Raw genomic sequence first — 24,784 nt, forward strand, 5'->3', positions numbered from 1 at the left:
CACAATCCCCACGTGGACATTCGAGAAGTACGCCCGGCCGAGTACACGGCCCTCGGCGACCTGACCGTCGACTCGTACCTCCGGGGCGGGTTCCTCATCGGCGGCCTCCAGGACGGCTACACGCCCCGGCTGCGCGACGTCGCCGAACGGGCCGCCAGCGCGACGGTGCTCGTCGCGGTGGAAGGCGAGGGCGACCGCCTGCTCGGCGGGGTCACGATCGCGTTCCAGGGGAGCCCGCTCATGGAGCTGGGCGGGGACGGGGACGCCGAGATCCGGATGCTCGCGGTCGCGCCCGAGGCGGCCGGGAAGGGAGCGGGGTCGGCGCTGGCGGCGGCGTGCGTGGAGCGGGCGCGCGCGGAGGCGGGGACGAAGCGGATCGTGCTGTGCTCGCAGCGGGAGATGACGACGGCGCACCGGATCTACCGGCGGCTCGGGTTCGAGCGGGAGCCGTCGCTGGACTGGGAGCCGCTGCCGGGCGTGCCGCTGTGGGCGTTCTCCTTGGCGCTCTAGGCGTTAGAGGAAGGCGCCGTAGATGCGCTCGTAGTCGGCGAGGGCGTGGTCGACCTCGGCGGGGCCGAGGCCGTAGCGGGCGAGGTCGTAGTGGTGCCCGGTGGGGCGGGTGGCGAGGGCGGTGGTGAGGGCGTCCTGCTCGGTGCGGCCCCAGGGGACGTCGAGGCGGGCGAAGAGTTCGGGGAGCCGGTCGGTCTGGCCGGTGAGGTGGCGGTAGGGGACGTCGAGGACGGTGTAGGCGGGGAGGCGGGCGCGTTCGGCGCGGGCGCGGTCGGTGCCGGTGGCGAGGAGGCCGAGCCAGAGGCGGCCGATGTCGTGGGGGTGCTGCTCGGTGGTGTTGAGGGCCATGGCGGTCTCGGTCATGGAGCACAGCGAGGCGAGTGCGGTGGCGGGGTCGCGGTGGGTCCACACGATGCGGGCGTCGGGGAAGGTCTTCATGAGGGCGCCGAGGTTCCACAGGTGGGCGGGGGCGCGCAGGACCCAGCGGCGGCGGGGGCGGCCGCGCTGGAGGACCTGGAGGGTCTGCTTGAGGTAGCGGTAGTCGGGGGCGTAGTCGCGGTCGAGCATCCACTGGACGTAGCCGGGCGGGTGGACGCGGACGAGGTGGCCGATGCCGTGCGGGAGGACCCAGACGCAGGAGTCGGGGCGGTCGGGGTGCATGTCGTAGAGGTCGCCGAAGGTGGGGACGGCGCGGCGCTGGACGTCGACGACGCGTTCGGTGCGGCGGCGGGCGTCGGTGTCGGGGACGTCGGGGAAGTCGGGGTGCATGAGTTCGTGGAGGAGGGGGGCGCGCAGGCCCTGGGAGGCGGCGAGGAGGCGCTGGAGGACGGCGGTGCCGGTGCGGGGGAGGCCGGTGACGATGACGGGGCGGTCGATGCGCTCGTCGGCGGTGTCGGGGTCGAGGGCGTGGAGTTTGCGGATGCGCAGGCGGTTCTCGATGCGGTCGGTGACCTCTTGGGAGGCGGTGAGCCAGCCGAGGGGGGTGAGGTCGGGGACGGCGGCGTAGGCGTGGAGGAGGACGCGCATGTCCTCGATGAAGTCGTCGTCGCCGTGGGCGGTGGAGTCGGTGCGGGTCTCGGCTTCGCGGACGGCGCGTTCGATGTGGCGGTCGACCTTCTTGCGCCGGCCCGCGATGGCGGGGGTGAGGACCGTGTTGACGGCCCTGAGCCAGGGGGCGACGCGCTCCATCGTTTTGGACTCCTTTGTGCCGCTTACGGATCGAGGTGAGCCTACCGCCGGGTAGGCGGCGGGCTCACCTCGGATCCCTGCATGTGCAGATTGCTACTGCGTTTCGGGTTCGAGCGGGATCGCGGTGGCGAGCTGGGGCGCGAGTTCGGCCACGAAGCGGGCCGTGAGGTGGTTCGCGTCCCGGTAGACGAGCAGGTCGCCGACGATGACCGGGCAGGTGCCGCCGTCGGTGTCGCAGATCCAGGGGATCGGGTCGACGACGGTGGCGCCGGCCTCGTCGACGGCGGCCATGGTCGCCTCGCGGCGCTCGGGGTCCACCACGGAGTCGGCGAGCTCGTTGACGCACTCGGTGGCGTCGCGCGGGTTGGTGGTCAGGCACTCGGGGACGTTGACGCGCACGTCGGGCGAGTCGGCGAGGTAGTAGACGTCGGCGCCGGTCTCCTGGAGGCGCTCGACGGACGCGACCCACCCGTCGACCCACGCCTGCTGGGGATCGTCGGCGATGACGTCCTTCTTGTCCCAGGCCGCGGCGACCACGATGTCCGGCTCGACCTGGTCGAGGAGGTCGTAGACGCCGTCCTTCCACTGCGGGCACTCGGTGTACTCGCGCTCCAGGATCGGGTCGTAGGTGTCGACGGCGGGCACCGAGCAGTTCGCCTTGGCCTGCACCAGGAGCCGCCATCCCGAGGCTTCGGCGAGCTGGTTGAGCGCGGGGAACCACTGGGCGGCGTGGGAGTCGCCGAGCAGGACCACGGTCTTCTCGCCGTCGGGGTCGCCGTACCAGCAGTCCGGGTTGACCTCGGGGTCGTCGCGGTCGACCTGGCAGCCGTCGTCGTACAGCGCCGGGGTGTCCAGTGTGGCGTCCTCCAGGGAGGGCGTCAGGTTCGCGGGGACGGTCTCGATGTCGGAGGAGGCGCCCAGCAGCTCCCACACGGTCGAGTCGTTCCCGGTGACCTCGGCGGCCTCCTCGGTGGAGGCGGTCGGCATCGGCTGGAGCGAGGCCACGATCGACAGCGCCAGCGCGGTCGAGATGAGGCCGCCGCCGAGCGCGAGCGCCCGCGAGGGCACCGTGACGAGCGAGCGGCGGGTGCGGATCGGGTTCTCCACGAGGTGGAAGGTGGCGACCGAGAGGACGAACGCGGCGGCCATGAGCACGAGGTAGTCGCGCAGGACCGGCTGCTTCACGCCCATGATCTCGGGGCCGATCATGACCAGGGGCCAGTGCCACAGGTACAGGCCGTAGGAGATCTTGCCGAGGTACTGGGCGGGGGCGAGGCCCAGGAGCATGGTGGCGCCGAAGCGGTGCCGGGCGCATCCGGCGGCGATGACGAGGGCGGTGCCGCCGACGGGGAGGGCCGCGGCCCAGCCGGGGAAGGAGGTGCGCTCGTCGATGAGGAACACGGAGGCGACCACGAGGCCCAGGCCGGTCCACGAGAGCGGTGCGGCGGCCCAGGCCGGGAGGCGGCGCAGGCGCGAGGCGGCGACGGCCACGCCGGCACCGGCGGCGAGTTCCCATGCGCGCGTGTGGATGCCGAAGTAGGACCAGACCGGGTCGGGGTCGGACCGGGTGATGCTCCAGTAGAGGGAGGCGGCGCCGATGGCGGTGAGGACCACGGCGATCGCGGCGGTGCGGCGGCGGCGAAGGTGCCCGGCGGGGGCGAAGCGGCCGCCCCAGATGCGGGCGGCGAGCGCGGCCATGCCGAGCATGAGCAGCGGCCAGACGATGTAGAACTGCTCCTCGACCGCGAGCGACCAGAAGTGCTGCAGCGGTGAGGGGACGGCCTCGGCGTTGAGGTAGTCGGTGCCCTCGCTGGCGAGGCGGAGGTTGACGACGTTGAGCGCGGCGGCCGCGGCGTCGGTGGCGATGCCGGGCAGGCGGGTGCGCGGGAGCCAGAACCAGGCGGCGGCGAGGGTCGCGGCGAGCACGAGCGCGGCGGCCGGGAGGAGGCGCACGGCGCGGCGGGCGTAGAACCCGGCGATGGAGACGCGGCCGGTGCGGTCGATCTCGCGCAGCAGCAGCGAGGTGATGAGGAAGCCGGAGATGACGAAGAAGACGTCGACCCCGACGAAGCCGCCCTCGGAGTAGTAGAACCCGATGTGGGACGCGATGACGGCGAGGACCGCGAAGGCCCGCAGGCCCTCGATGTCCGGCCTCCAGTGGCTGGGGCGCGCACTGGGGTCCTTCGTCGTCGCGGCCGGGTCGCCGGCCGGTTCTCGTATGGGGGCGCCGCCGGTCGGCGTCGCCGTTGGTGCCGCGTTGGTCAGACGCATGTATGAGGTCTCCGCTGTCGTTACCGGGCAGGGACTCGCCAGCCGGGCGGGGCTGGCCTGTGATGGGGGGTCGGTATCGGGGACGAACGCCGACCATAGCACTGGGTCCATACCCGGACCGACCCCCTCGAAACCGGTGAAATCAGTCTCAAGAGGGTCGGTCACGGCGTGTGAGGGCCGCCCGGGACGGCGCTCCGCCTAGGGTACGCCCGGCGCCTCGGGAGTCTGCCGGAGCAGTCCCTCCTGCGTGGCCGAGGCGATGTGCAGCCCGTCGGCGTCGAAGAAGCGGCCCTGCGCCAGGCCGCGGCCGTCGGCGGCGGTCGGCGAGGCCGAGTCGTACAGGATCCAGTCGTCGAAGCGGAACGGGCGGTGGAACCACAGGGCGTGGTCCAGGCTCGTGCCGAGGTACCCGCCGGGGCCCCAGACCGCGCCGTGGCGCGACAGGACCGAGTCCAGCAGCGTCAGGTCAGAGGCGTACGTGAGGACGCACACGTGGATGAGCGGGTCGTCGGGGAGGACCCCGTCGGCCTTCATCCACACCCGCTGGTGCTCCAGGGCCGGGCGCTCGCCCGAAGCCGAGAAGCCGGAGCCGCCGATGTACCGGACGTCGATCGGGCGGGGCTTGCGCGCCCAGATGCCGAGGCGGTCCGGGTGCGTCTTGAGCTGCTCGCTCAGGGGCGGGATCTCTCCGGGCCCGGGGACGTCCAGGGGCGCGTGGTCGGCGTGCTCCAGGCCCTGCTCGCCGGTGTGGAAGGAGGCGGACATGAAGAAGATCGTCTGGCCGTTCTGGAGCGCGACCGTGCGGCGCACCGAGAAGGAGCGGCCGTCGCGGATGTCCTCCACCTGGTAGATGATCGGCTTCGTCGAGTCGCCGGGGCGCACGAAGTAGCCGTGCAGCGAGTGGACGTGCCGGTCGGCCGGGACGGTCCGCCCGGCCGCGACCAGGGCCTGCCCGGCGACCTGGCCGCCGAAGACGCGCTGGAGGCCGCCCTCGGTGCGGGGGCCGCGGAACAGGCCGGTGTCGATGCGCTCCAGGTCGAGGACGCCGAGGAGCGAGTCCACGGCGTCCTGGCCCACGAGGACGTCGGCCATCTAGGAGCCGATCTGGTGGACCCGGACCGTGTTGGTCGAGCCCGGCGTGCCCGCCGGGGTGCCCGCCACGATGACGACGAGGTCGCCGGGGGCGGCCAGGTGGTGCTCCTGGAGGGTCTTGTCGACCAGGGAGAACATCGCGTCGGTGTGGTCGACGTGCTCGACGAGGTACGAGTCGGTGCCCCACGAGAGCGCCATCTGGTTGCGGACCGACTCGATCGGCGTGAGGCCGTAGATCGGGCGGTTCGGCTTCAGGCGGGCGAGGCGCTTGACGGTGTCGCCGGTCTGGGTGAACGCCACGAGGGCCTTCGCGCCGATCGCGTCGGCGATGTCGGCCGCCGCGTGGGTGACCGCGCCGGACTTGGTGCGCGGGTCGTGGAGCAGCTCGCGCAGGCCGATGGGGCCGCACTCGGTGGTCTCCACGATCTTCGCCATGGTCCGGACGGTGCCGATCGGGTACTTGCCGACCGAGGTCTCGCCCGAGAGCATCACGGCGTCGGTGCCGTCGAGGACGGCGTTGGCGACGTCGGAGACCTCGGCGCGGGTCGGGCGGGCGTTCTCGATCATCGAGTCGAGCATCTGGGTCGCGACGATGACCGGCTTCGCGTTCTCGCGGCAGAGGCGCACGATCTCCTTCTGCACGATCGGGACCTCGTCGAGGGGCATCTCGACGCCCAGGTCGCCGCGGGCGACCATGACGCCGTCGAACGCCAGGACGATCTCCTCGAGGCGCGCGACGGCCTCGGGCTTCTCGACCTTCGCGATGATCGGGCGGCGCACGCCGACCTCGTCCATGACCTTGTGGCCCAAGCGGACGTCGTCGGGGGTGCGCACGAACGACATCGCGATGAGGTCCACGCCGAGGTTCAGGGCGAACTTCATGTCCGAGATGTCCTTCTCGGACAGCGCCGGGACGGAGATCGCCACGTTCGGCAGGGACAGGCCCTTGTTGTTCGAGACCGGGCCGCCCTCCACGACCAGGCACTCGACGTCGGTGTCGTCGGCGCCGAGCACTTCGAGCGCCAGCTTGCCGTCGTCCACCAGGAGGCGGTCGCCCTTGGAGACCTCGGCCGGCAGCTTCTTGTAGGTGCACGACACGCGGTCGTGGGTGCCGTCGACGTCGTCGGAGGTGATCTTGACGCGGTCGCCCGCGTTCCACTGCTCCGAGCCGTTGGCGAACGTGCCGAGGCGGATCTTGGGGCCCTGCATGTCGGCGAGGATCGCGACGGGCTTCCCGGCGGCCGCGGCGGCCTCGCGCACCATCTGGTACACGGCCTCGTGGTCGGACTGGGCGCCGTGGGAGAAGTTCATGCGGGCGACGTTCATCCCCGCGTCGATCAGGCCGGCCATGCGCTCGGGCGTGGCGGTCGCAGGCCCGATGGTGCAGACGATTTTTGCTCTACGAGTCACCCTGCGATGTTATATCGGACGCTCACTCGCACTCAGGGGGTCACCGCAGTTGAGAGCCGGAAATCACCGTTCGGGAATTGCGGAAAAGCGTAGGCGGAATTGAGCGCAGTGCGTTCGGGGCGGGCGGGCCCTGACATATTTACTGCGCTCAATTCCGCCTATTGCACGTTATGCGGCGAGCGGTTGTGCGGAGGCCGCGACGGGCGCGGGGAGCGCCGTCTGGCCGCCGAGGTAGCGGTGCGCCGCGGCGGCCGCGGCGCGGCCCTCCGCGATCGCCCACACGATGAGCGAGGCGCCCCGGTGGGCGTCCCCGGCCACGAACACGCCCGGCGCGTCCGTCTGCCAGTCCTCGCCGCAGTCGATCACGTTGCGCCGGGTGCGCTCGATCCCGAGCTGGCGCAGCAGCGGCTGGTCCTCGGTCCCGGCGAAGCCGATCGCCAGGAGCACCAGGTCCGCGGGGACGATCCGCTCGGTGCCGGGCACCGGCACCACGTCGCGGCGGCCCTGGGACTTGTCCACGGTGACCTCGGAGAGGCGCATCTGGCGCACGTGCCCGAGCTCGTCGCCGACGAACTCGGCGGCCGCGGAGCCGTAGTCGCGCTCCCCGCCCTCCTCGTGCGCCGGGTAGTTGCGGACGATGACCGGCCAGGTCGGCCACGGGTCCTTCGCGGCGTCGCGGTCGGCGGGCGGCATCGGGTACAGGTCGAGCTGGCGGACCGAGGCCGCGCCCTGCCGGTGGGCCACGCCCAGGCAGTCCGCGCCGGTGTCGCCGCCGCCGATGATGACCACGTGCTTGCCCTTGGCGTCGATCGGCGCGAACGGGGCCTTGCCCGCCGCGACCTGGTTCGCGCCCACCAGGTGCTCCATCGCCTGGTGGATGCCCGCGAGCTCCCGCCCGGCCTGGTCGGTCTCGCGGCCCTCCAGGGCGCCCACGGCCAGCACGACCGCGTCGTGGCGCTCGCGCAGGTCCGCCGCGGTGATGTCGACGCCCACGTTCACGTCGCACAGGAACTCGACGCCCTCGGCCTCCATCTGGGCCACGCGGCGGTCGATGTGGTGCTTCTCCAGCTTGAAGTCGGGGATGCCGTAGCGCAGCAGCCCGCCGGGGGCGTCGTCGCGCTCGTACACCGTCACCGAGTGGCCCGCGCGGGCGAGCTGCTGGGCCGCGGCCATGCCGGCCGGGCCCGAGCCCACCACGGCCACCGACTTGCCGGTGGCGAACGCGGCCGGGCGCGGCTCGACGTTGCCGTCGTCGAAGGCCCGGTCGATGATCTCGACCTCGATGTTCTTGATGGTCACCGGGTCGTCGCCGATCCCGAGGACGCACGCGGCCTCGCACGGCGCCGGGCACAGCCGCCCGGTGAACTCCGGGAAGTTGTTCGTCGCGTGCAGCTGCTCGATCGCCGCGCCCCACCGGTCGGTGCGGGCCAGGTCGTTCCACTCGGGGATGCGGTTCCCCAGGGGGCAGCCGTTGTGGCAGAACGGGATCCCGCAGTCCATGCAGCGCGAGGACTGGGCCTTCACGAGCTCGGCGGACGTGCGGGTGTACACCTCGCGGTTGTCGAGGATGCGCACCGGGATCGGGCGCTTCTTGGGGACCTCGCGCTGGTGCTCGAGGAATCCGCTCGGGTCAGGCATTGGCGGCCTCCGTCTGGGCTTGCTGGAGGGCGAGGACGGCCTTGTACTCGCGCGGGATGACCTTGGTGAAGCCGCTGGCGGCCTTGGGCCAGTTGCCCAGCAGCTCCGCGGCGACCTCCGAGCCGGTGGCCCGGCCGTGACGCAGCAGCAGCGAGTGGACCAGGTCGATGTCGGAGGCCGACAGCGGGTCCAGGTCCGCGAGCGCGGTGTTCGTGCGCGACTCGTCCAGGCGCCACACGTAGGCGGCGCCGCCGGACATGCCGGCCGCGAAGTTGCGGCCCGTGGGGCCCAGGACGAGCACGGTGCCGCCGGTCATGTACTCGCAGCCGTGGTCGCCCACGCCCTCGACGACCGCGACGGCGCCGGAGTTGCGGACGGCGAAGCGCTCGCCGACCTTCCCGCGGATGTACGCCTCGCCGGAGGTCGCCCCGTACAGGAGCGTGTTCCCGGCGATGACGTTGTCCTCGGCCTTGAACGGGGCCCCGGCGTCGGGCGCGAGCACGAGGCGCCCGCCCGAGAGGCCCTTGCCGACGTAGTCGTTGGCGTCGCCGACGAGCTTGAACGTCGCGCCCCGGGTGAGGAACGCGCCGAACGACTGCCCGGCGGTGCCGCGGAACGTCACCTTGACCGAGTCGTCGGGGAGCCCTTCGCGGTGGGCGCGGGAGACGGCCGCGCCCACGAGCGCCCCGACGGAGCGGTCGGTGTTGCGGATCTCCAGCTCGGCCTCGACCCGCTCGCCGCGCTCGACCGCGGGGCGGACGAGGTCGACCAGGCGCGCGCCGAGGGTGTCGGCGACGCCGTGGTCCTGGACGGTGGCCTGCACGCGGGGGCCCGCGACCGGGGAGGCGATGACGTTCGACAGGTCCACGCGGGCGGCCTTGCGGCCCGGCGCGGGGACCTGCTTGAGGCGCTCGACGTTGCCGATGGCCTCGTCGAGGGTGCGGTAGCCGAGCTCGGCGAGGAGTTCGCGGACCTCCTCGGCGATGTAGCGGAAGAAGTTCTCCACGAACTCCGGCTCGCCGGTGTAGCGCTGGCGCAGGACCGGGTCCTGGGTGGCGACGCCGACGGGGCAGGTGTCGAGGTGGCACACGCGCATCATGACGCAGCCGGCGACGACGAGCGGGGCCGTGGCGAAGCCGAAGCCCTCGGCGCCCAGGAGCGCGGCGACGACGACGTCGCGGCCGGTCTTCATGGCGCCGTCCACTTCGAGGCGGACGCGGTCGCGCAGGCCGTTGCGGACGAGGGTCTGTTGGGCCTCGGCGAGCCCGATCTCCCACGGGGTGCCCGCGTGCTTGATCGAGTTGGCCGGGGAGGCGCCGGTGCCGCCGTCGTAGCCGGAGATGAGGATCGTGTCGGCCTTGGCCTTGGAGACGCCCGCGGCGACGGTGCCGACGCCGACCTCGGACACGAGCTTCACGTGGACCTCGGCGTCGCCGCCGCCGGCGTGCTTGAGGTCGTGGATGAGCTGCGCGAGGTCCTCGATCGAGTAGATGTCGTGGTGCGGGGGCGGGCTGATGAGGCCCACGCCCGGGGTCGCGTTGCGGGTCTTGGCGATCCACGGGTGGACCTTGTTGCCGGGCAGTTGGCCGCCCTCGCCGGGCTTGGCGCCCTGCGCCATCTTGATCTGGATGGCGTCGGCGGTGGCCAGGTACTCCGAGGTGACGCCGAAGCGGCCGGAGGCGACCTGCTTGATCGCCGAGCGGCGCTCGGGGTCGTAGAGGCGGTCGACGTCCTCGCCGCCCTCGCCGGAGTTGGAGCGGCCGCCGAGGCGGTTCATCGCGATCGCGAGGGTCTCGTGGGACTCCGAGGAGAGCGCGCCGTAGGACATCGCGCCGGTGTGGAACCGCTTGACGATGGCCTCGACGGGCTCGACCTCGTCGAGCGGGACGGCCTCGCGGGCCGGGTTCGCGGTGGCGCTGTCGAAGCCGAGCATGCCGCGCAGCAGCCCGGAGTCGGCGGCGATCGCGTCGACCTTGCCGGTGTAGCGCTTGAAGACCTCGTACTGGCCCGAGCGGGTGGCGTGCTGGAGCAGGAACACCGTCTCGGGGTTGAACAGGTGCACCTCGCCCTCGCGGCGCCACTGGTAGTCGCCGCCCGGGGGCAGCGGCTCGCTGGCCTCGACGGGGCGCTCGTAGGCGGCGCGGTGGCGCTGGGCGACCTCTTTGGCGAGGGTCTGGAGGCCGATGCCGCCGATGGAGGAGTCGGTGCCGGTGAAGTACCGGTCGACGAAGTCGGCGTCGAGGCCGACGGCCTCGAAGATCTGCGCGCCGGTGTAGGAGGCGATCGTGGAGATGCCGATCTTCGACATGACCTTGAGGACGCCCTTGCACAGCGCGTTGATGTAGTTCTCGACCGCCTGGGCCGGTTCGAGGTCGACGACGCCCTCGGCGCACAGCTCCTCGACGGAGTCGAACGCCAGGTACGGGTTGATCGCGGCGGCGCCGTAGCCGAGGAGGACCGCGGCGTGGTGGACCTCGCGGCAGTCGCCGGTCTCGACCAGGAGCGCGACCTTCGTGCGGGTCTGCTCGCGCACGAGGTGCTGGTGCACGGCGGCGGTGAGCAGGAGCGACGGGATCGGCGCGAGGTCGGCGGTGGAGTCGCGGTCGGAGAGGACGAGGATGCGCACGCCGTCCTCGATGGCCTCGGAGACGTGGCGGCAGATCTCGACCAGGCGGTCCTTCAGGCCGCGCGAGCCGTGGCGGGCCTTGTAGAGCCCGGAGACGCGCACGGCCTGGAAGCCGGGCATGTCGCCGTCCTCGTCGATGTGGAGGATCTTCGCGAGCTCCTCGTTCGACAGGATCGGGCGGGCGAGCTCGATCTGGCGGCACGAGTGCGGGCCGGGTTCGAGGAGGTTCCCCTCGGGGCCGACGGTGGTGCCCAGCGCGGTGACGAGCTTCTCGCGGATGGCGTCCAGCGGCGGGTTGGTGACCTGCGCGAACAGCTGCGTGAAGTAGTCGAACAGGAGCTTCGGGCGCTTGGAGAGCCCGGCGATGGGCGTGTCCGAGCCCATGGAGACCAGGGGCTCCTCGCCCTTGGCGGCCATCGGGGCGAGGAACATGCGCAGCTCCTCGTCGGAGTACCCGAAGGTGAGCTGGCGGCGGCGCACGGCCTCGGGGTCGTAGGTGCGGGGCTTGCGCTCGGGCAGCTCTTCGAGGCGGATGAGCCCGGCGTGGAGCCAGTCCCCATAGGGGTGCTCCTTCGCGAGCGCGTCCTTGACCTCCTCGTCGTCGACGATGCGGCCGGCCTCGGTGTCGACCAGGAACATGCGGCCCGGCTCCAGGCGGCCCTTCTGGGCGACCTTGGCGGGGTCGATGTCGACGACGCCGGACTCGGAGGCGAGGACGACGAGGTCGTCGGTGGTGCGCCACCAGCGGGCGGGGCGCAGGCCGTTGCGGTCGAGGACCGCGCCGATCTGGGCGCCGTCGGTGAAGCAGACCGCGGCCGGTCCGTCCCAGGGCTCCATGATCGAGGCGTGGTAGCGGTAGAAGTCGCGGCGCTTGGGGTCCATGGTGGCGTTGTGCTCCCACGCCTCCGGGACCATCATGAGCATCGCGTGGGGCAGGCTGCGCCCGCCCAGGTGCAGCAGCTCGACGACCTCGTCGAAGTTGAGGGAGTCGGAGCCGCCGGGGGTGTTGATCGGGAACAGGCGGCGCAGGCGGCCGGGCAGGGCCGCGGTCGCGAGTTCGGCCTGGCGGGCGGTCATCCAGTTGCGGTTGCCGCGGATCGTGTTGATCTCGCCGTTGTGGGCGACCATCCGGAACGGGTGGGCGAGCGGCCACGACGGGAACGTGTTGGTGGAGAACCGCGAGTGGACCAGCGCGATGGCGGAGGTCAGGCGCTCGTCGGCGAGCTCGGGGTAGAACTGCGGCACCTGCGCGGGCGTGAGCATGCCCTTGTAGACGACGGTGCGGCCCGAGAGGCTGACGATCGCGGCGCCGCCGAGGTGGCGCTCGCGCATCTCGCGCTCGGCCTGCTTGCGGACGCAGAATGCGAGCCGGTCGAGCTCGATCCCGGAGGCGAGGGCGTCCTCGGCGGCGAGGAAGACCTGGGAGACGCGGGGCTTGGAGGCGAGCGCGGCGGCGCCGAGCCCGGACGGGTCGGTGGGCACGTCGCGCCAGCCGAGGACGCGGCAGCCTTCGGCGATCGCGTACTTCTCGACGATGGCGCGGGCGCGCAGGGTCTCGTCGTCGCCCTCGGGGGTGAAGACGAGGCCGGCGGCGTAGTGGCCGGCGGCGGGGAGGGGGAAGTCGACGGCGTCGCGGTAGAAGGCGTCCGGGATCTGCAGCATGATGCCCGCGCCGTCGCCCGAGTCGGGGTCGGGGGCGGTGGCGCCGCGGTGCTCCATGCGCACGAGGGCGGAGAGGCCGCGCTCGATGACGTCGTGGGCGGCCCGGCCTTGCATGTCCGCGACGAAGGCGACGCCGCAGGCGTCGTGTTCCCAGGCGGGGCGGTAAAGACCGGGTTCGGTGTGCAGGGCAGAAACCAACCGTGGCCTCCTTCGTCGTCGAGCGCTCGCAGCAGGCGTGGGGTGCTGGAGCACAGCGGTGTGTCATACGGGACGACGTCGGCCCGAGAGAATGCAAAGTGTCAGGCGAGTGTAATCCATCGCTCATCTGACGGACACCATCGTCCTACGATCCGAGCAGGTCGGGCCGTTTTTCTGAACGAGCGCTCAGAAGGCGCGCAACCGGCCTGTAATGGCGGTGTAACAACCGGATGAAGGGCGGCCGGGCCGTGCGGGGCGGTGGACGCGGGTGGTTAGAGTGATCCCATATCGCACGGTGCCCATCCCGTGCAAGCACCCCTCGCCAAGAATACGTTCGCAAGGAGCAATTCACCAATGACCTATCCCCCGCCCCCTGGCTACGGACAGCAGCCGCAGCAGCCGGGCTACCCGCAGCAGCAGCCGGGCGGGTACGCCCCTCAGCCGCAGCAGCCCGGTTACGGGCAGCCCTCGCAGCCGCCCGGCTACGGCCAGCAGCCCGGCTACCCGCCGCCCCCCGGAACCCCGGGCGGCCCCTACGGCGCCCCGCCGCCGATGCCCCCTTCGGGCGGCGGAGGCGGAGGCGGCGGCCTCGTCTGGAAGATCGTCCCGGCGATCCTGGTGGTCCTCGGCCTCGGCATCTGGTTCGTCATCCGCCTGGTGGCGAACGACGGCGACGCCGGCAACGCGCTCGACGACATCACCGACTCCGACACCTCGGCGTCGGTCGCCGAGGGCGACTGCCTGATCGAGGACCTGACCTCGACCACCACGTCCACCGACACGGACCCGACCGCCGGCCTCACCGCCGAGTGCGACGCCGCCGAGTCCTACTGGACCGTGAACAAGGTCGTCGACGACCCCGACCTGCGCGCCGACTCGCTCGGTGAGCTCGAGGACTACGTCGGCGTCGAGACCGAGTGCGGCGCCGTGGCGCTGCGCGGCGCGTTCGGCGAGGTCTGGCAGTCGTACTTCTACGTGTACGACTGGGACGGCGGCAAGGTCGACTACCTGCTGTGCCTGACGGCGATCGAGAAGGAGAACGCCAACGGCGCCCTCCCGGTCACGCCGACCACCGGCGACTGCACCGACGGCGACGGCCTGAAGATCGACTGCTCCGCCGCGGGCGCGCTCTACATCGTCGAGGAGACCGAGGCGTACGACCCGCCGGTCGAGGAGGCGTCGTGGGACTACACCACCGCCCTCGGCGGGTGCCCGAACTCCGGTTACTACGCGACGTCCCTCATGGGCGGCGACGGGCTCATCTGGGGCGCGTACTGCTCCAGTGACAACGCCTAACGCGCCATAGCGACACGAGGGCCGCTCCCGCTTCGCGGGGGCGGCCCTCTGCTTGTAGAAACGCATGTGGAAGCGCTTGTGGAAGGGACCCTCGCGAACACGCCATATGATGGTGGGGATCCGCCCCGAGCACGGCCACCCGACGGAGAGCCGCCATGACCTACCCGCCCCCGAACCCCTACGACCCCTCGCAGCAGCAGCCGGGCTACGGCCAGCCCTCGGCGCCCCAGCACTACACGACCGACGCCGACCCGTACTCGCGCCCCGACACGTACGGGCCCGGCACCGGCTACGGCAACCCGCCCCTGAACGTGCAGCCCGGCTCCGCCCCGCCCGGCGTGCCGTACTCCCCCGGCGCGCCAGGCTACGTGCCCGGCCAGCCGCCGATGCAGCCGACCGGCGCGTTCCAGCCGCCCCCGCCGCCCGGCGGGGCGTTCCAGCCCGGCCAGGCCGCGCCCCCGCCGCCGCGCAGCGGCGGCAACACGCCCCTCATCGTCACGCTCATCGCCGTGGTCCTGGTGGTGGCGATCGGCGGCACGGCCCTCGCGCTGAACCTGGGCGGGGACGACGAGGACGACCCGGTCGCGCAGGAGACCTCCGAGTCCGCCGCGGAGCAGACGAGCGAGGCGGCCGAGGAGACCAGCGCGGCCGAGCCGACCGAGGAGGCGACCACCGAGGCCGAGTCCGCGTACCGCGTCCCGGTCGAGGGCGAGTGCATCGAGAACGTGACGACCGGGTTCTACGTCGTCGACTGCGAGTCGGCCGACGCGTACTGGTACGTCGTGCACATCGCGCAGAGCCCCGCCGACTCCGACCCGAGCGACCCGTTCCACGCCGTGGCCGCCGCCGACGCGTGCGACGGCTACGAGTGGACGCAGTACTACTACACCGACACCGCGATCGCGGCCAGCCGCGACTGGGATCCGGAGATCGACTCGATCACGGCGATCTACTGCGTACGCGAGGTGGAGTAGCGCCGGCTCAAGCGGAGCGGAGTGAGGCAGGGTCGCGGAACGCGGCCCTGCTTTCGTGAGCGCAGGTTGTGAGACGCACGGTCACGGGGCGCACGTCGTGAAGCGCACGGTCGTCGAGTAGACCGTCGTGAAGCGCACGCCCCCAAGGAAGGCGCCGCCGCGCGGCGTGCGGGCTAGGATCGGCCCATGACCCTCACGGCCCTCGACGTCGACCGCTTCGAGGCCGCCCGGCCCCGCCTGGCGGCCATCGCCTACCGGATGCTCGGCTCCGCCGGGGAGGCCGAGGACGCGGTGCAGGAGGCGTTCCTGCGCTGGCAGGGCGCCGACGTCGAGCGCATCGAGGTCCCCGAGGCGTGGCTGACGAAGGTGCTCACGAACCTGTGCCTGAACCAGCTCACGTCGGCGCGGGCCAGGCGTGAGACGTACGTCGGCGAGTGGCTGCCCGAGCCGCTGCTCGGCGGCGACCCGATGCTGGGCCCGGCCGACACCGCCGAGCAGCGCGAGTCGGTGTCGTACGCGGTGCTGACGCTCATGGAGCGCCTGACCCCGAACGAGCGCGCCGTGTACGTGCTGCGCGAGGCGTTCGACTACCCGCACAAGGAGATCGCCGAGATCCTCGACATCTCCGCGGCGTCGAGCCAGCAGACCTACCACCGGGCCAAGCGGCACGTCGCCGAAGGGCGCGCCCGCACCGAGATCGACGAGGCCGCGGCCCGCCGGATCGTCGAGGAGTTCCTGGCGGCGGCCACCGGCGGGTCCGTGGGGCCGCTCCTGGAGCTGCTCACCGACGACGCCGTCGCGCAGGGCGACGGCGGCGGGAAGGTCCCGGCCAAGGCCACGCCGTACGCGGGCGCGAAGGCGGTCGCGAAGTTCCTGTGGGGCCTGTTCCGGCCCGCGGTGGGCAAGCGGAAGATCCTCGGCGGCTCCCCCGAGGTGTTCGCGTGGACGGCCAACGGCGCGCCCGCGGCGATCGCGGTCCTCGACGGGCGCGTCGTCGGCGTCATGTGCCTGGAGGTCGGCGCGGACGGCATCATCGCGTTCCGCAGCCAGGTCAACCCCGACAAGCTCGCCCGCGCGACGGCCCTGTGGGCCGCGCTCGACCACGGGGAGCCCCTGGTCGAGCAGGCGTTCTAGCCGAGCGTGACATCATGTGACGTGCTTCATAGCTGATTCCCGTCAGGGATCGATGCCCTATCCGGTTCAGGTGGCGAACCCGAACCAGACAGGAGCGAGACCATGGAGCACCGCATCATCGTCCTCGGAGCCGGCTACACCGGCGCCTTCGCCGCCGGCCGCCTCGCGAAGCGGCTGCGCCCCGAGGACGTCAGCATCACCCTCGTCAACGCCGAGCCCGACTTCGTCGAGCGCGTCCGCATGCACCAGGTCGCGGCCGGCCAGGACCTCAAGCCCCGGCCCTTCGCCGAGATGTTCGCAGGCACCGGGGTCGAACTCAAGCTCGCGAAGGTCACCGCCGTCGACGCCGACGCCAAGACCGTCGCGCTCACCGGGGCCGGCGGCGCCGAGACCCTGGCGTACGACACGCTCGTGTACGCCCTGGGCAGCGGCTGGACCGACCACGGCGTCCCCGGCGCCGCCGAGCACGCCTACGAGATCGCGAGCCGCCCCGGTGCGCTGAAACTGCGGGAGCGCCTGGCCCGCCTGGACGCCGGCCAGACGGTGACCGTGGTGGGCGGCGGGCTCACCGGGGTCGAGGCGGCCACCGAGTTCGCCGAGGCCCGGCCCGACCTGAAGGTCGCACTCGTCGCCCGCGGCGGCCTCGGCGACTGGGTCTCGCCCAAGGCGCAGGCGCACCTGCGGAAGGTCTTCGCGAAGCTCGGCATCCGGGTCCACGAGCACGCCGACGTGGCCGAGGTCCGCCCCGACGCGGTCGTCACCGCCGACGGCACCGCCATCGACAGCGCGGCGACCGTGTGGACCACGGGCTTCGCCGTCCACCCGATCGCGGCGGCCACGACCATGGAGACCACCGGGCGCGGCCAGATCGTGGTCGACCGGGACATGGCCTCGGTGTCGCACCCGGACGTGTTCGCCGTGGGCGACGCGGGCTACGCGATGGGCGACTCGGGTTCGCCGCTGCGCATGTCGTGCGCCTCGGGCATCCCGATGGCCCAGAACGCCGCCGAGGCGATCGTCGCCCGCCTCACCGGGACCAGGCCGGGCCGGGCGCCGCTGGGGTACTTCAACCAGTGCATCAGCCTGGGCCGCAAGGAGGGCCTGATCCAGTACGTCCACGGCGACGACCGCGCCCGTTCGGGTTCGCTGCGCGGGCCCCTCGCCGCCCGCTACAAGGAGCTCATCTGCAAGGGCGCGGCCTGGGGCGTCGCCAACCCGACCTACGGGATGCCGGTGCGGCGCCGCCGCATTGCGAAGGCCGCCCGGCCAGAAGGCAGCGCCGTCAGGGCCCTGGCCTGACCCCACCGGGCCGGGGCGGCCTTCCGCCCGGGCCCTTCTCACCTCGAATTTTCTACGGCAGCAAGGGAACAGTCATGAGCAAGGTCTGGTTCGTCACCGGTTCGTCCCGCGGTCTCGGCCGCGAGTTCGTCGAGGCGGCCCTGGGCCGCGGCGACCGCGTCGCCGCCACCGCCCGCAGCACCGAGAGCCTCGCCGTCCTGGCGGAGCGGTACGGCGAGGCGGTCCTGCCGCTCGCCATGGACGTCACCGACCGGGCCGCGGTCGCCGCGGCCGTCGAGAAGGCGGTGGGGCATTTCGGGCGGATCGACGTGGTCGTCAACAACGCCGGGTACGCCCAGGTCGGGGCGGTCGAGGAGCTGTCCGAGCGGGAGCTGCGCGCCCAGATGGAGACGAACCTGTTCGGCGCCGTCTGGGTGGTCCAGGCGGTCCTCCCCCACCTGCGGGCGCAGGGAAGCGGGCACATCTTCCAGCTCTCGTCGGCCGCGGGCCTCATCGCGATGCCGCTGGGCGGGGCCTACCACGCGTCCAAGTGGGCGCTGGAGGGCCTGAACGAGGCCCTGGCCGCGGAGGTGGCCGCCTTCGGCGTCAAGGTGACCATCATCGAGCCCGGCGGCTACGCCACCCGCCAGGGCAAGAACCCCGACCCCCTCGACAACGGGTTCACCGCCGAGCGCAACCCCGTCTACGACCCGCTCCGCACCCGCCTGGGCGCCATGACCGGCAAGCAACCCGCAGGCGACCCGGCCGCCGCCGCCCGGGTCCTCCTCGAACTCGCCGACGCCGACACCGCCCCCGTGCGCATCCTCTTCGGCACCGGCTTCTACCCGATGGTCCAGCAGGCGTACGCCAACCGCCTCCAGACCTGGGAGGACTGGCAGGACCTGTCCGCCAAGGCGATGGGCGCGGCCGCCTGACCCGAACACCCCGAAGGCGGGCGCCCCTCCGGGCGCCCGCCTTCGTGTGGTCTATTCGGCGGTGATGCGGGGGTGGAGGTCTTCGGCCGGGGGGTTCCAGGTGTCGACGTCGACGGTGACCTGGTCGCCCGAGCGGATGTCCTTGATCTGGGTGCCCTCGTCGTTGACGAAGAGGACAAAGGGGATGCCGCGCTTGTCGGCGAACTTGATCTGCTTGCCGAACTTCGCGGCCGAGGGCGAGACCTGGGTCGGGACGCCGCGCCGGCGCAGGCGCTGGGCCAGCGCGTTCGCGTCGGGGCGCTCGTCCTCGTTCGCGACGGCCACGAGGACGCACGTGGGCACCTCGCGGGTCGCGTCGAGCCTCCCGGCCTGGAGGAGCGGCACCAGGAGGCGCGAGACGCCGATCGACAGGCCCACACCGGGGTACGTGTGCTTGCCGTCGGAGGCGAGTTTGTCGTAGCGGCCGCCGGAGCAGATCGAGCCCAGGTGCTCCTGGCCCTCGATGAAGACCTCGTAGACCGTGCCGGTGTAGTAGTCGAGGCCGCGCGCGATCTTCATGTCGGCCACGGCGAACCCCGGGGCCTCCTTCGCGACGGCGTCGACGACGGCGGCCAGTTCGGTCAGGCCCTCGTCGAGGAGCGGGTCCGTCACGCCGAGCGCGCGGATCTGCTCGACGAAGGACGTGTCCTCGGTGCGGATCGCGGCGAGCTTGAGGCACGCCTCGGCCTGCTCGGGGGTCGCGTCGACCCCGTCGATGAGGAGCTTCGCGGTGGCGTCGGGCCCGATCTTGTCGAGCTTGTCGACGATCCGCAGCGCCTCCTCGGTGTCGCGGATGCCCAGGCCCTGGTAGAAGCCCTGCGAGAGCTTGCGGTTGTTCACGTGCATGCGGACCTTCGGCACCGGCAGGCCGCGGAGGGCGTCGGCGACGACGAGCGCGACCTCGACCTCGTAGTGCGCCGGGAGCTCGCCGAGGTCGACGATGTCGATGTCGGCCTGCCAGAACTCGCGGTAGCGGCCGCCCTGGGGGCGCTCGCCGCGCCAGACCGGCTGGATCTGGTAGCGGCGGAACGGGAAGTTGAGCTTCCCGGCGTTCTCCAGGACGTACCGCGCGAACGGCACGGTCAGGTCGAAGTGCAGGCCCAGCTCGGCGTCGGAGGCGTCGCGCTCGTCGGCCTGGAGGCGGCGCAGCACGTACACCTCCTTGGAGGTCTCGCCCTTGCGCAGGAGCTGGTCCATGGGCTCGACGGCGCGTGTCTGGAGGTTCGCGAAGCCGTGGAGCTCGAAGGCGCGGCGGAGGTGGTCGACGACCTGCTGCTCGACGATCCGCTGCCGGGGCAGCAGTTCGGGGAAGCCCGAGAGCGGCTGGGGTCGTGACATGGGTGTCTCCTCAGAAAGTGGAACGGACGTCGAGAAGGGGGCGGGGCGCCTAATGGGCGTCCGCGGCCCGCTTCAGGTACGGGTTGCGGGCGCGCTCGGCCGCGATCGTGGTGGCCGGGCCGTGCCCGGGGAGGACGACGATGCCGTCGTCCAGCGGCAGGACCTTCGTCCGCAGGGTCCGCATCATGGCGGCGTCGGAGCCGCCGGGCAGGTCGGTGCGGCCGATGGCGCCGCGGAAGAGCACGTCGCCGGTGAGCGTGTACGCGGCCTCGTCGCCCGCGGTGTGGAACATCGCGGACCCGGCGGTGTGCCCGGGGGCGTGGTCGACGGTGAAGCGCATCCCGGCGAGCTCGACGATGCCGCCGTCGGCGAGGACCTGCACGTCGTCGGGCTCGGTCCAGTCGAGGCCGGTGCCCACGAGCGACATCATGCCCGCGCTGAAGCCCTGGGCGGGGTCGGCGAGCAGGTGGGCGTCGTCGGCGTGGATGTACGCGGGGACGTCGTTCGCGCCGCACACCGGGGTCACCGAGAACGTGTGGTCCAGGTGCCCGTGGGTGAGGACGACGGCGACGGGCTTGAGGCCGCGCTCCCCGAGCAGGGCGTCCAGTCGCGGGGCGATGCCGATGCCCGGGTCCACGACCACGCACTCGGCGCCGGGACCGGGCGACAGCACGTAGCAGTTCGTGCCGAACGCATCCGCCACCAGCGTCTCGATGAGCACCCGCTCTCCCTCCCTCGCGGGGTCAGGATACACCGGGCATCCTGCGGTGACGCGCCTGACTTGACCCGGTTAGACTGCGGAACTCGTAACCCCCAACACAAGCGAACGTCATGAGGAGTCCAGGTGCCCGCGAAGTCCAAGCACATGGAGCAGCGCAAGCAGCGCATCGCGACCGCGAAGAAGAACGCGCGACTCGCGGGCAAGCTGCGCCGGCGCCGCCAGCTCCAGGCGCTGGGCGGGCTCCTCGCCGTCGCCGCCGTGCTGACCCTGGCCTACCTTTGGCAGGACGGGTTCTTCAAGGACGAGGAGCCGGTCGAGGACGTCCCGACCTCCGAGGTCACCGAGTCCGTCGACCCGCTCGCGACCGACCCGGCGGCCACTGACGCCGCGACCGACGGCGCGACCGAGAGCCCCGCGGCCGAAGAGACCCCCACCGAGACCGAGACCGAGTAACACACCCCCAACCGCGCGAAGGAGATCCGACGGTGGCGTCGAAACAGGCACAGCGACTGGCGGCCCGCCAGCAGTTGCAGCAGCGCATGGCCGTCAAGGCCGAGGAGGAGCGCCGCAAGCGCACCGTCGCGTGGAGCATCGGGGGCGTCGCGGCCCTCGTGGTCCTCGGACTCGCGGCCTTCTTCGCGTTCCAGATCTTCGGTGGCGACGACTCCGGCACCGCCACCGACCCCGACGTGCAGCAGCTCGTCGACGACGCCGCGGCCGCCTCGACCCGCTGCGACGGGATCGAGCCCAGCGGCGAGGGCGCCACCGGCACCGCGGCCGAGGGCCTCACCGACGGCCGCCCCGTCCAGGACGTCTACCTCGAGTGCCTCCAGATGAGCACCCCGGACGCCGCCGACACCGCCTCCTGCATGTTCACCTCCATGGACGGCACCAGCCCCGTCCCGCTCGCCGTGCAGCCCGCGGCCGGCACCCAGGAGATGACCATCGTGACCAACCTCGGCGTCATCACCGCGAAGATCGAGACCGCCGAGGCCCCGTGCACCGCCGGGTCCTACACATTCCTCGCGCAGGACGGCTACTTCGACGGCCAGCAGTGCCACCGCCTGACCACCGACGGCATCTGGGTCCTCCAGTGCGGCGACCCCGACGCGCGCGCCGCGATCGAGGCCGGCACGCCCGAGATGGCCGGCGCGGGCTCCCCCGGCTACCAGTACGGCGAGGAGAACACCCCGGTCGAGGCCGAGGCGAACTACCCCGCCGGGACCATCGCGATGGCCAACGCCGGCGCCGGCACCACCGGCAGCCAGTTCTTCATCGTCTACGAGGACACCACGCTCCCCGCCGACTACACGATCCTCGGCACCATCACCTCCGGCCTGGACATCGTCGAGCAGGTCGCCGCCGCGGGCGTCATGTGATCCAGTCGCGGGCGCGGACCGGGCAGCGCTGGCGGCCCGGCCCGCGCCGCGCGGCTAGGATTAATGCGTGTCGCGGCCTTGTTGAGGCTGTGCGAGGGCAGGCCGCGCCGCGGCCGCGAGAAGGCCAGGCCGCACCGCGGCCGTGAACAGGCAGTGCCGTGGGAGAACGAGGAGGCGTGCGTGGTGACCGAGCGAGCCGCATCCGGCAGACCCGCTGACGCCGCGCCCACGTCGGGCGGGCCCACCGGGCCCCCGACCGGGCGCCGCATGCGGGCCCGGCTGGCGCGCTTCAACGCGCCCTGGCAGTCCTCGACCCTCCCTGAGGTCCTGGAACCCCTCGTCGCGGCCCACCGGGCCGCGCACCCCCGCGCCGACGTCCGGCTGCTCCAGCAGGCGTACACGCGCGCCGAGCAGCTGCACAACGGGCAGTTCCGCAAGTCCGGCGACCCGTACATCACGCACCCGCTCGCCGTCGCCTCCATCCTCGCCGAACTCGGCATGGACACGAACACGCTCGTGGCCGCGCTCCTCCACGACACCGTCGAGGACACCGACTACCAGCTCGACGAACTCGGCGACGAGTTCGGCGGCGAGGTCGCGCTCCTGGTCGACGGCGTCACCAAGCTCGACAAGGTCAAGCTCGGCGACGCCGCCAAGGCCGAGACGATCCGCAAGATGGTCGTCGCCATGGCGAAGGACCCGCGCGTCCTCGTCATCAAGCTCGCCGACCGGCTCCACAACATGCGCACGCTCACGTTCCTGCCGCCCGAGAAGCAGGAGCAGAAGGCCCGCGAGACGCTCGAGATCCTCGCGCCGCTGGCCCACCGGCTCGGCATGAACACCATCAAGTGGGAGCTGGAGGACCTGTCCTTCGCCACCCTCTACAAGAAGCGCTACGCCGAGATCGCCCGCCTGGTCTCCGAGCACTCCCCGCAGCGCGAGATGCTCCTCCAGCAGGTCGTGGCCCAGGTCAAGGACCACCTCAAGGGCTCGCGCATCAAGGCCGAGGTCTCCGGGCGGCCGAAGCACCTGTACTCGATCTACCAGAAGATGATCGTCCGCGGCCGCGACTTCAACGACATCTACGACCTCGTCGGCCTGCGCATCCTCGTCGAGGACGAGCGGGACTGCTACGCGGCCCTCGGGGTGATCCACGCGAACTGGCAGCCGGTGCCGGGGCGCTTCAAGGACTACATCGCGATGCCCAAGTTCAACATGTACCAGTCGCTGCACACCACCGTGATCGGCCCGAACGGCAAGCCCGTCGAGATGCAGATCCGCACCTGGGCCATGCACCGCACCGCCGAGTACGGCATCGCCGCGCACTGGAAGTACAAGGAGACCAAGAACTCCACCGTCGCCGGCCCGCCCGCGCACATCGACGACATGGCGTGGCTGCGCCAGCTCCTCGACTGGCAGCGCGAGGCCGCCGACCCCTCCGAGTTCCTCGACGCGCTCCGCTTCGACCTCGCCTCCTCCGAGGCGTACGTGTTCACGCCCAAGGGCGACGTCATCGCACTGCCCGCCGGGTCCACCCCCGTGGACTTCGCGTACGCCGTGCACACCGAGGTCGGCAACCGCTGCATCGGCGCCCAGGTCAACGGCAAGATCGTGCCCCTGGAGTCGACGCTCTCCAACGGCGACGTGGTCGAGGTCTTCACCTCGAACTCCGAGAACGCCACCCCCAGCGAGGACTGGCTCGCGTTCGTCAAGAGCCCCCGCGCCCGCACCAAGATCAAGCAGCACTTCAAGCGCGAACGGCGCGAAGAGGCCATCGAACTGGGCAAGGACGAGCTCACGCGCGCCATGCGCAAGCGCCGCCTGCCGCTCCAGCGGATGCTCACCCACGACAACCTCACCTCACTCGCCAAGGACCTCAACCTCAAGGACGTCGAGGCCCTGTACGCGGCCCTCGGCGAGCACCACATCACCGCCTCCGCGGTCGTGCAGAAGCTCCTCGAGGTCCAGGGCGGGGCCGAGGGCGCCGCCGAGGACATGGCCGAGGCCACCGCCCCGACCCAGCCCGCCCGCATCGTCCCCGAGGCCCACGGCGACATCCACGCCGCCGTCACCGTCGCCGGCATGGAAGAGGGCGAGATGCCGGTGCGCCTCGCGCACTGCTGCAACCCGATCCCCGGCGACTCCATCATCGGCTTCGCCACCAGGTACCACGTGATCTCGGTGCACCGCAGGGACTGCGAGAACGCCGAGGAGCGCATCGAGCTCCAGCCCGACCGGGTCCTGGAGGTGCACTGGTCCCATGAGGACGACCAGGCGACGTTCGTGGCGACGGTGCAGGTCGAGGCCCTCGACCGGCACCGGCTGCTCGCCGACGTCACCCAGGTCCTCTCAGGAGAGCGCGTCTCGATCCTGTCGGCCACCGTGACCACCACCCGGGACCGGGTCGCTCTGTCGCGCTTCACGTTCGAGATGGCGAACCCCGAGCACCTGGACCACATCATCAAGGTCATCCGCAAGGTCGACGGCGTCTACGACGCCTACCGGCTCACCGGCGCAGAACGCACCTGAGCCGCGCTCGCCCGACCGGGATATGGTGTGCCGGTCCGAGACCAGCGCACACCAGAGAGCCAGACCATGCCCGAGCTGTCCCAATTCGCAGACGACGAGCGCGCCCTGATCGTGAACACGCCCGGAGTGGTGCTGAAGGGGGCCGTCGTCTCCGACGGCTCGACGAACGCCCTGGTGTTCCTCAAGGAGGTCACCGCGGGCGCGAAGGTCTTCAAGCAGGCGCAGAAGCACGAGAACGCGTTCGTCAAGTCGGTGGCGCTGGCGCTCAAGCAGCGCGGCCTCGAGCACGACGCGGACCTCCCCGTGGACGACGCCGCGATGACCGAGGCCCTGAAGCTCGCCGGCGAGGTCGCCGACCTCCTGCACCGCAAGGCCGACCCCGCCGACGCCGATGCGTACACCGCCTGGCTGCTCCACCTCGCCACCGAGGTCGCGAAGGCCGTCAAGACCCGCGAGGGCGGCCTCTTCAGCCGCAAGGTCGCCGTCACCGAGAACGAGCGCATGTTCCTCGACGACCTCGAGCGCGCGCTCCAGCGCTGAGTGACATGCGAAAGGCCCGCGCTCCT

The 24,784-nt window shown here is 71.9% G+C and carries 18 protein-coding genes; 10 read left to right on the forward strand and 8 right to left on the reverse strand.

Annotation, left to right across the window (positions count from 1 at the left end; translation table 11 throughout):
* Positions 1–12: 12 nt before the first annotated feature.
* A complete protein-coding gene (locus BLS99_RS01690) occupies positions 13–510 on the forward strand; it encodes a GNAT family N-acetyltransferase (RefSeq protein ID WP_218126156.1) in 498 nt (165 codons plus the stop codon).
* Between the two features lie 3 nt (positions 511–513).
* On the opposite strand, the gene BLS99_RS01695 is transcribed toward BLS99_RS01690, so the two are convergent.
* The 6 genes from BLS99_RS01695 to gltB form a co-directional block, all read right to left on the reverse strand.
* Positions 514–1,698, reverse strand: a complete 1,185-nt coding sequence (locus BLS99_RS01695; protein ID WP_091042450.1) for a sulfotransferase family protein — start codon at positions 1,696–1,698, stop codon at positions 514–516.
* 93 nt (positions 1,699–1,791) lie between these two features.
* Positions 1,792–3,969: an acyltransferase family protein gene (locus BLS99_RS01700; protein WP_176953162.1), complete on the reverse strand. Its 2,178-nt coding sequence runs from the start codon at positions 3,967–3,969 to the stop codon at positions 1,792–1,794.
* A gap of 198 nt (positions 3,970–4,167) precedes the next feature.
* A complete protein-coding gene (locus tag BLS99_RS01705) occupies positions 4,168–5,061 on the reverse strand; it encodes an acyl-CoA thioesterase (RefSeq protein ID WP_091042457.1) in 894 nt (297 codons plus the stop codon).
* Complete coding sequence (gene pyk / locus BLS99_RS01710) at positions 5,062–6,471, reverse strand: pyruvate kinase (protein ID WP_091042461.1); 1,410 nt, start codon at positions 6,469–6,471, stop codon at positions 5,062–5,064. It lies immediately after the preceding gene.
* 168 nt (positions 6,472–6,639) lie between these two features.
* Positions 6,640–8,109 carry a glutamate synthase subunit beta gene (locus tag BLS99_RS01715; protein WP_091042464.1) on the reverse strand — a complete coding sequence of 490 codons (1,470 nt, stop codon included), beginning with the start codon at positions 8,107–8,109 and terminating at the stop codon, positions 6,640–6,642.
* Positions 8,102–12,595: a glutamate synthase large subunit gene (gltB, locus tag BLS99_RS01720; RefSeq protein WP_091042467.1), complete on the reverse strand. Its 4,494-nt coding sequence runs from the start codon at positions 12,593–12,595 to the stop codon at positions 8,102–8,104. The genes BLS99_RS01715 and gltB overlap by 8 nt, the downstream gene beginning before the upstream one ends.
* A 354-nt stretch (positions 12,596–12,949) precedes the next feature.
* Between gltB and BLS99_RS01725 the strand changes: the two genes are divergently transcribed.
* The 5 genes from BLS99_RS01725 (at position 12,950) to BLS99_RS01745 (ending at position 18,212) form a co-directional block, all read left to right on the forward strand.
* Positions 12,950–13,891, forward strand: a complete 942-nt coding sequence (locus BLS99_RS01725; RefSeq protein ID WP_091042471.1) for a hypothetical protein — start codon at positions 12,950–12,952, stop codon at positions 13,889–13,891.
* Between the two features lie 155 nt (positions 13,892–14,046).
* The gene (locus BLS99_RS01730; RefSeq protein ID WP_091042475.1) at positions 14,047–14,865 is read left to right on the forward strand and encodes a hypothetical protein; all 819 of its coding nucleotides are present in this window, start codon (positions 14,047–14,049) and stop codon (positions 14,863–14,865) included.
* A gap of 186 nt (positions 14,866–15,051) precedes the next feature.
* Positions 15,052–15,999, forward strand: coding sequence for an RNA polymerase sigma-70 factor (locus tag BLS99_RS01735; protein WP_091042481.1), 948 nt, complete (start codon positions 15,052–15,054; stop codon positions 15,997–15,999).
* A gap of 102 nt (positions 16,000–16,101) precedes the next feature.
* On the forward strand, positions 16,102–17,298 hold the full coding sequence (locus BLS99_RS01740; RefSeq protein ID WP_091042484.1) for an NAD(P)/FAD-dependent oxidoreductase: 1,197 nt from the start codon (positions 16,102–16,104) through the stop codon (positions 17,296–17,298).
* Between the two features lie 74 nt (positions 17,299–17,372).
* Positions 17,373–18,212: an SDR family NAD(P)-dependent oxidoreductase gene (locus tag BLS99_RS01745; RefSeq protein WP_091042487.1), complete on the forward strand. Its 840-nt coding sequence runs from the start codon at positions 17,373–17,375 to the stop codon at positions 18,210–18,212.
* A 51-nt stretch (positions 18,213–18,263) separates the two neighbouring features.
* On the opposite strand, the gene hisS is transcribed toward BLS99_RS01745, so the two are convergent.
* Positions 18,264–19,589: a histidine--tRNA ligase gene (gene hisS, locus BLS99_RS01750; RefSeq protein ID WP_091042491.1), complete on the reverse strand. Its 1,326-nt coding sequence runs from the start codon at positions 19,587–19,589 to the stop codon at positions 18,264–18,266.
* Positions 19,590–19,638: 49 nt separating this feature from the next.
* The gene (locus BLS99_RS01755; RefSeq protein ID WP_091042494.1) at positions 19,639–20,310 is read right to left on the reverse strand and encodes an MBL fold metallo-hydrolase; all 672 of its coding nucleotides are present in this window, start codon (positions 20,308–20,310) and stop codon (positions 19,639–19,641) included.
* A gap of 123 nt (positions 20,311–20,433) precedes the next feature.
* Here BLS99_RS01755 and BLS99_RS01760 point away from each other — a divergent pair, with 123 nt between their 5' ends.
* The 4 genes from BLS99_RS01760 (at position 20,434) to BLS99_RS01775 (ending at position 24,758) form a co-directional block, all read left to right on the forward strand.
* Positions 20,434–20,763 (forward strand): hypothetical protein, encoded by a 330-nt coding sequence (locus tag BLS99_RS01760; RefSeq protein ID WP_091042496.1) that lies wholly within the window; start codon positions 20,434–20,436, stop codon positions 20,761–20,763.
* A gap of 32 nt (positions 20,764–20,795) precedes the next feature.
* Positions 20,796–21,689 (forward strand): peptidylprolyl isomerase, encoded by an 894-nt coding sequence (locus BLS99_RS26730; protein WP_143034654.1) that lies wholly within the window; start codon positions 20,796–20,798, stop codon positions 21,687–21,689.
* Between the two features lie 63 nt (positions 21,690–21,752).
* A complete protein-coding gene (locus BLS99_RS01770) occupies positions 21,753–24,218 on the forward strand; it encodes a RelA/SpoT family protein (RefSeq protein ID WP_091042501.1) in 2,466 nt (821 codons plus the stop codon).
* 66 nt (positions 24,219–24,284) lie between these two features.
* The gene (locus BLS99_RS01775) at positions 24,285–24,758 is read left to right on the forward strand and encodes a hypothetical protein (RefSeq protein WP_091042504.1); all 474 of its coding nucleotides are present in this window, start codon (positions 24,285–24,287) and stop codon (positions 24,756–24,758) included.
* The last annotated feature ends 26 nt before the right edge of the window (positions 24,759–24,784 follow it).

It is taken from the genome of Glycomyces sambucus (genome assembly GCF_900102815.1).
GTDB lineage: Bacteria > Actinomycetota > Actinomycetes > Mycobacteriales > Micromonosporaceae > Glycomyces > Glycomyces sambucus.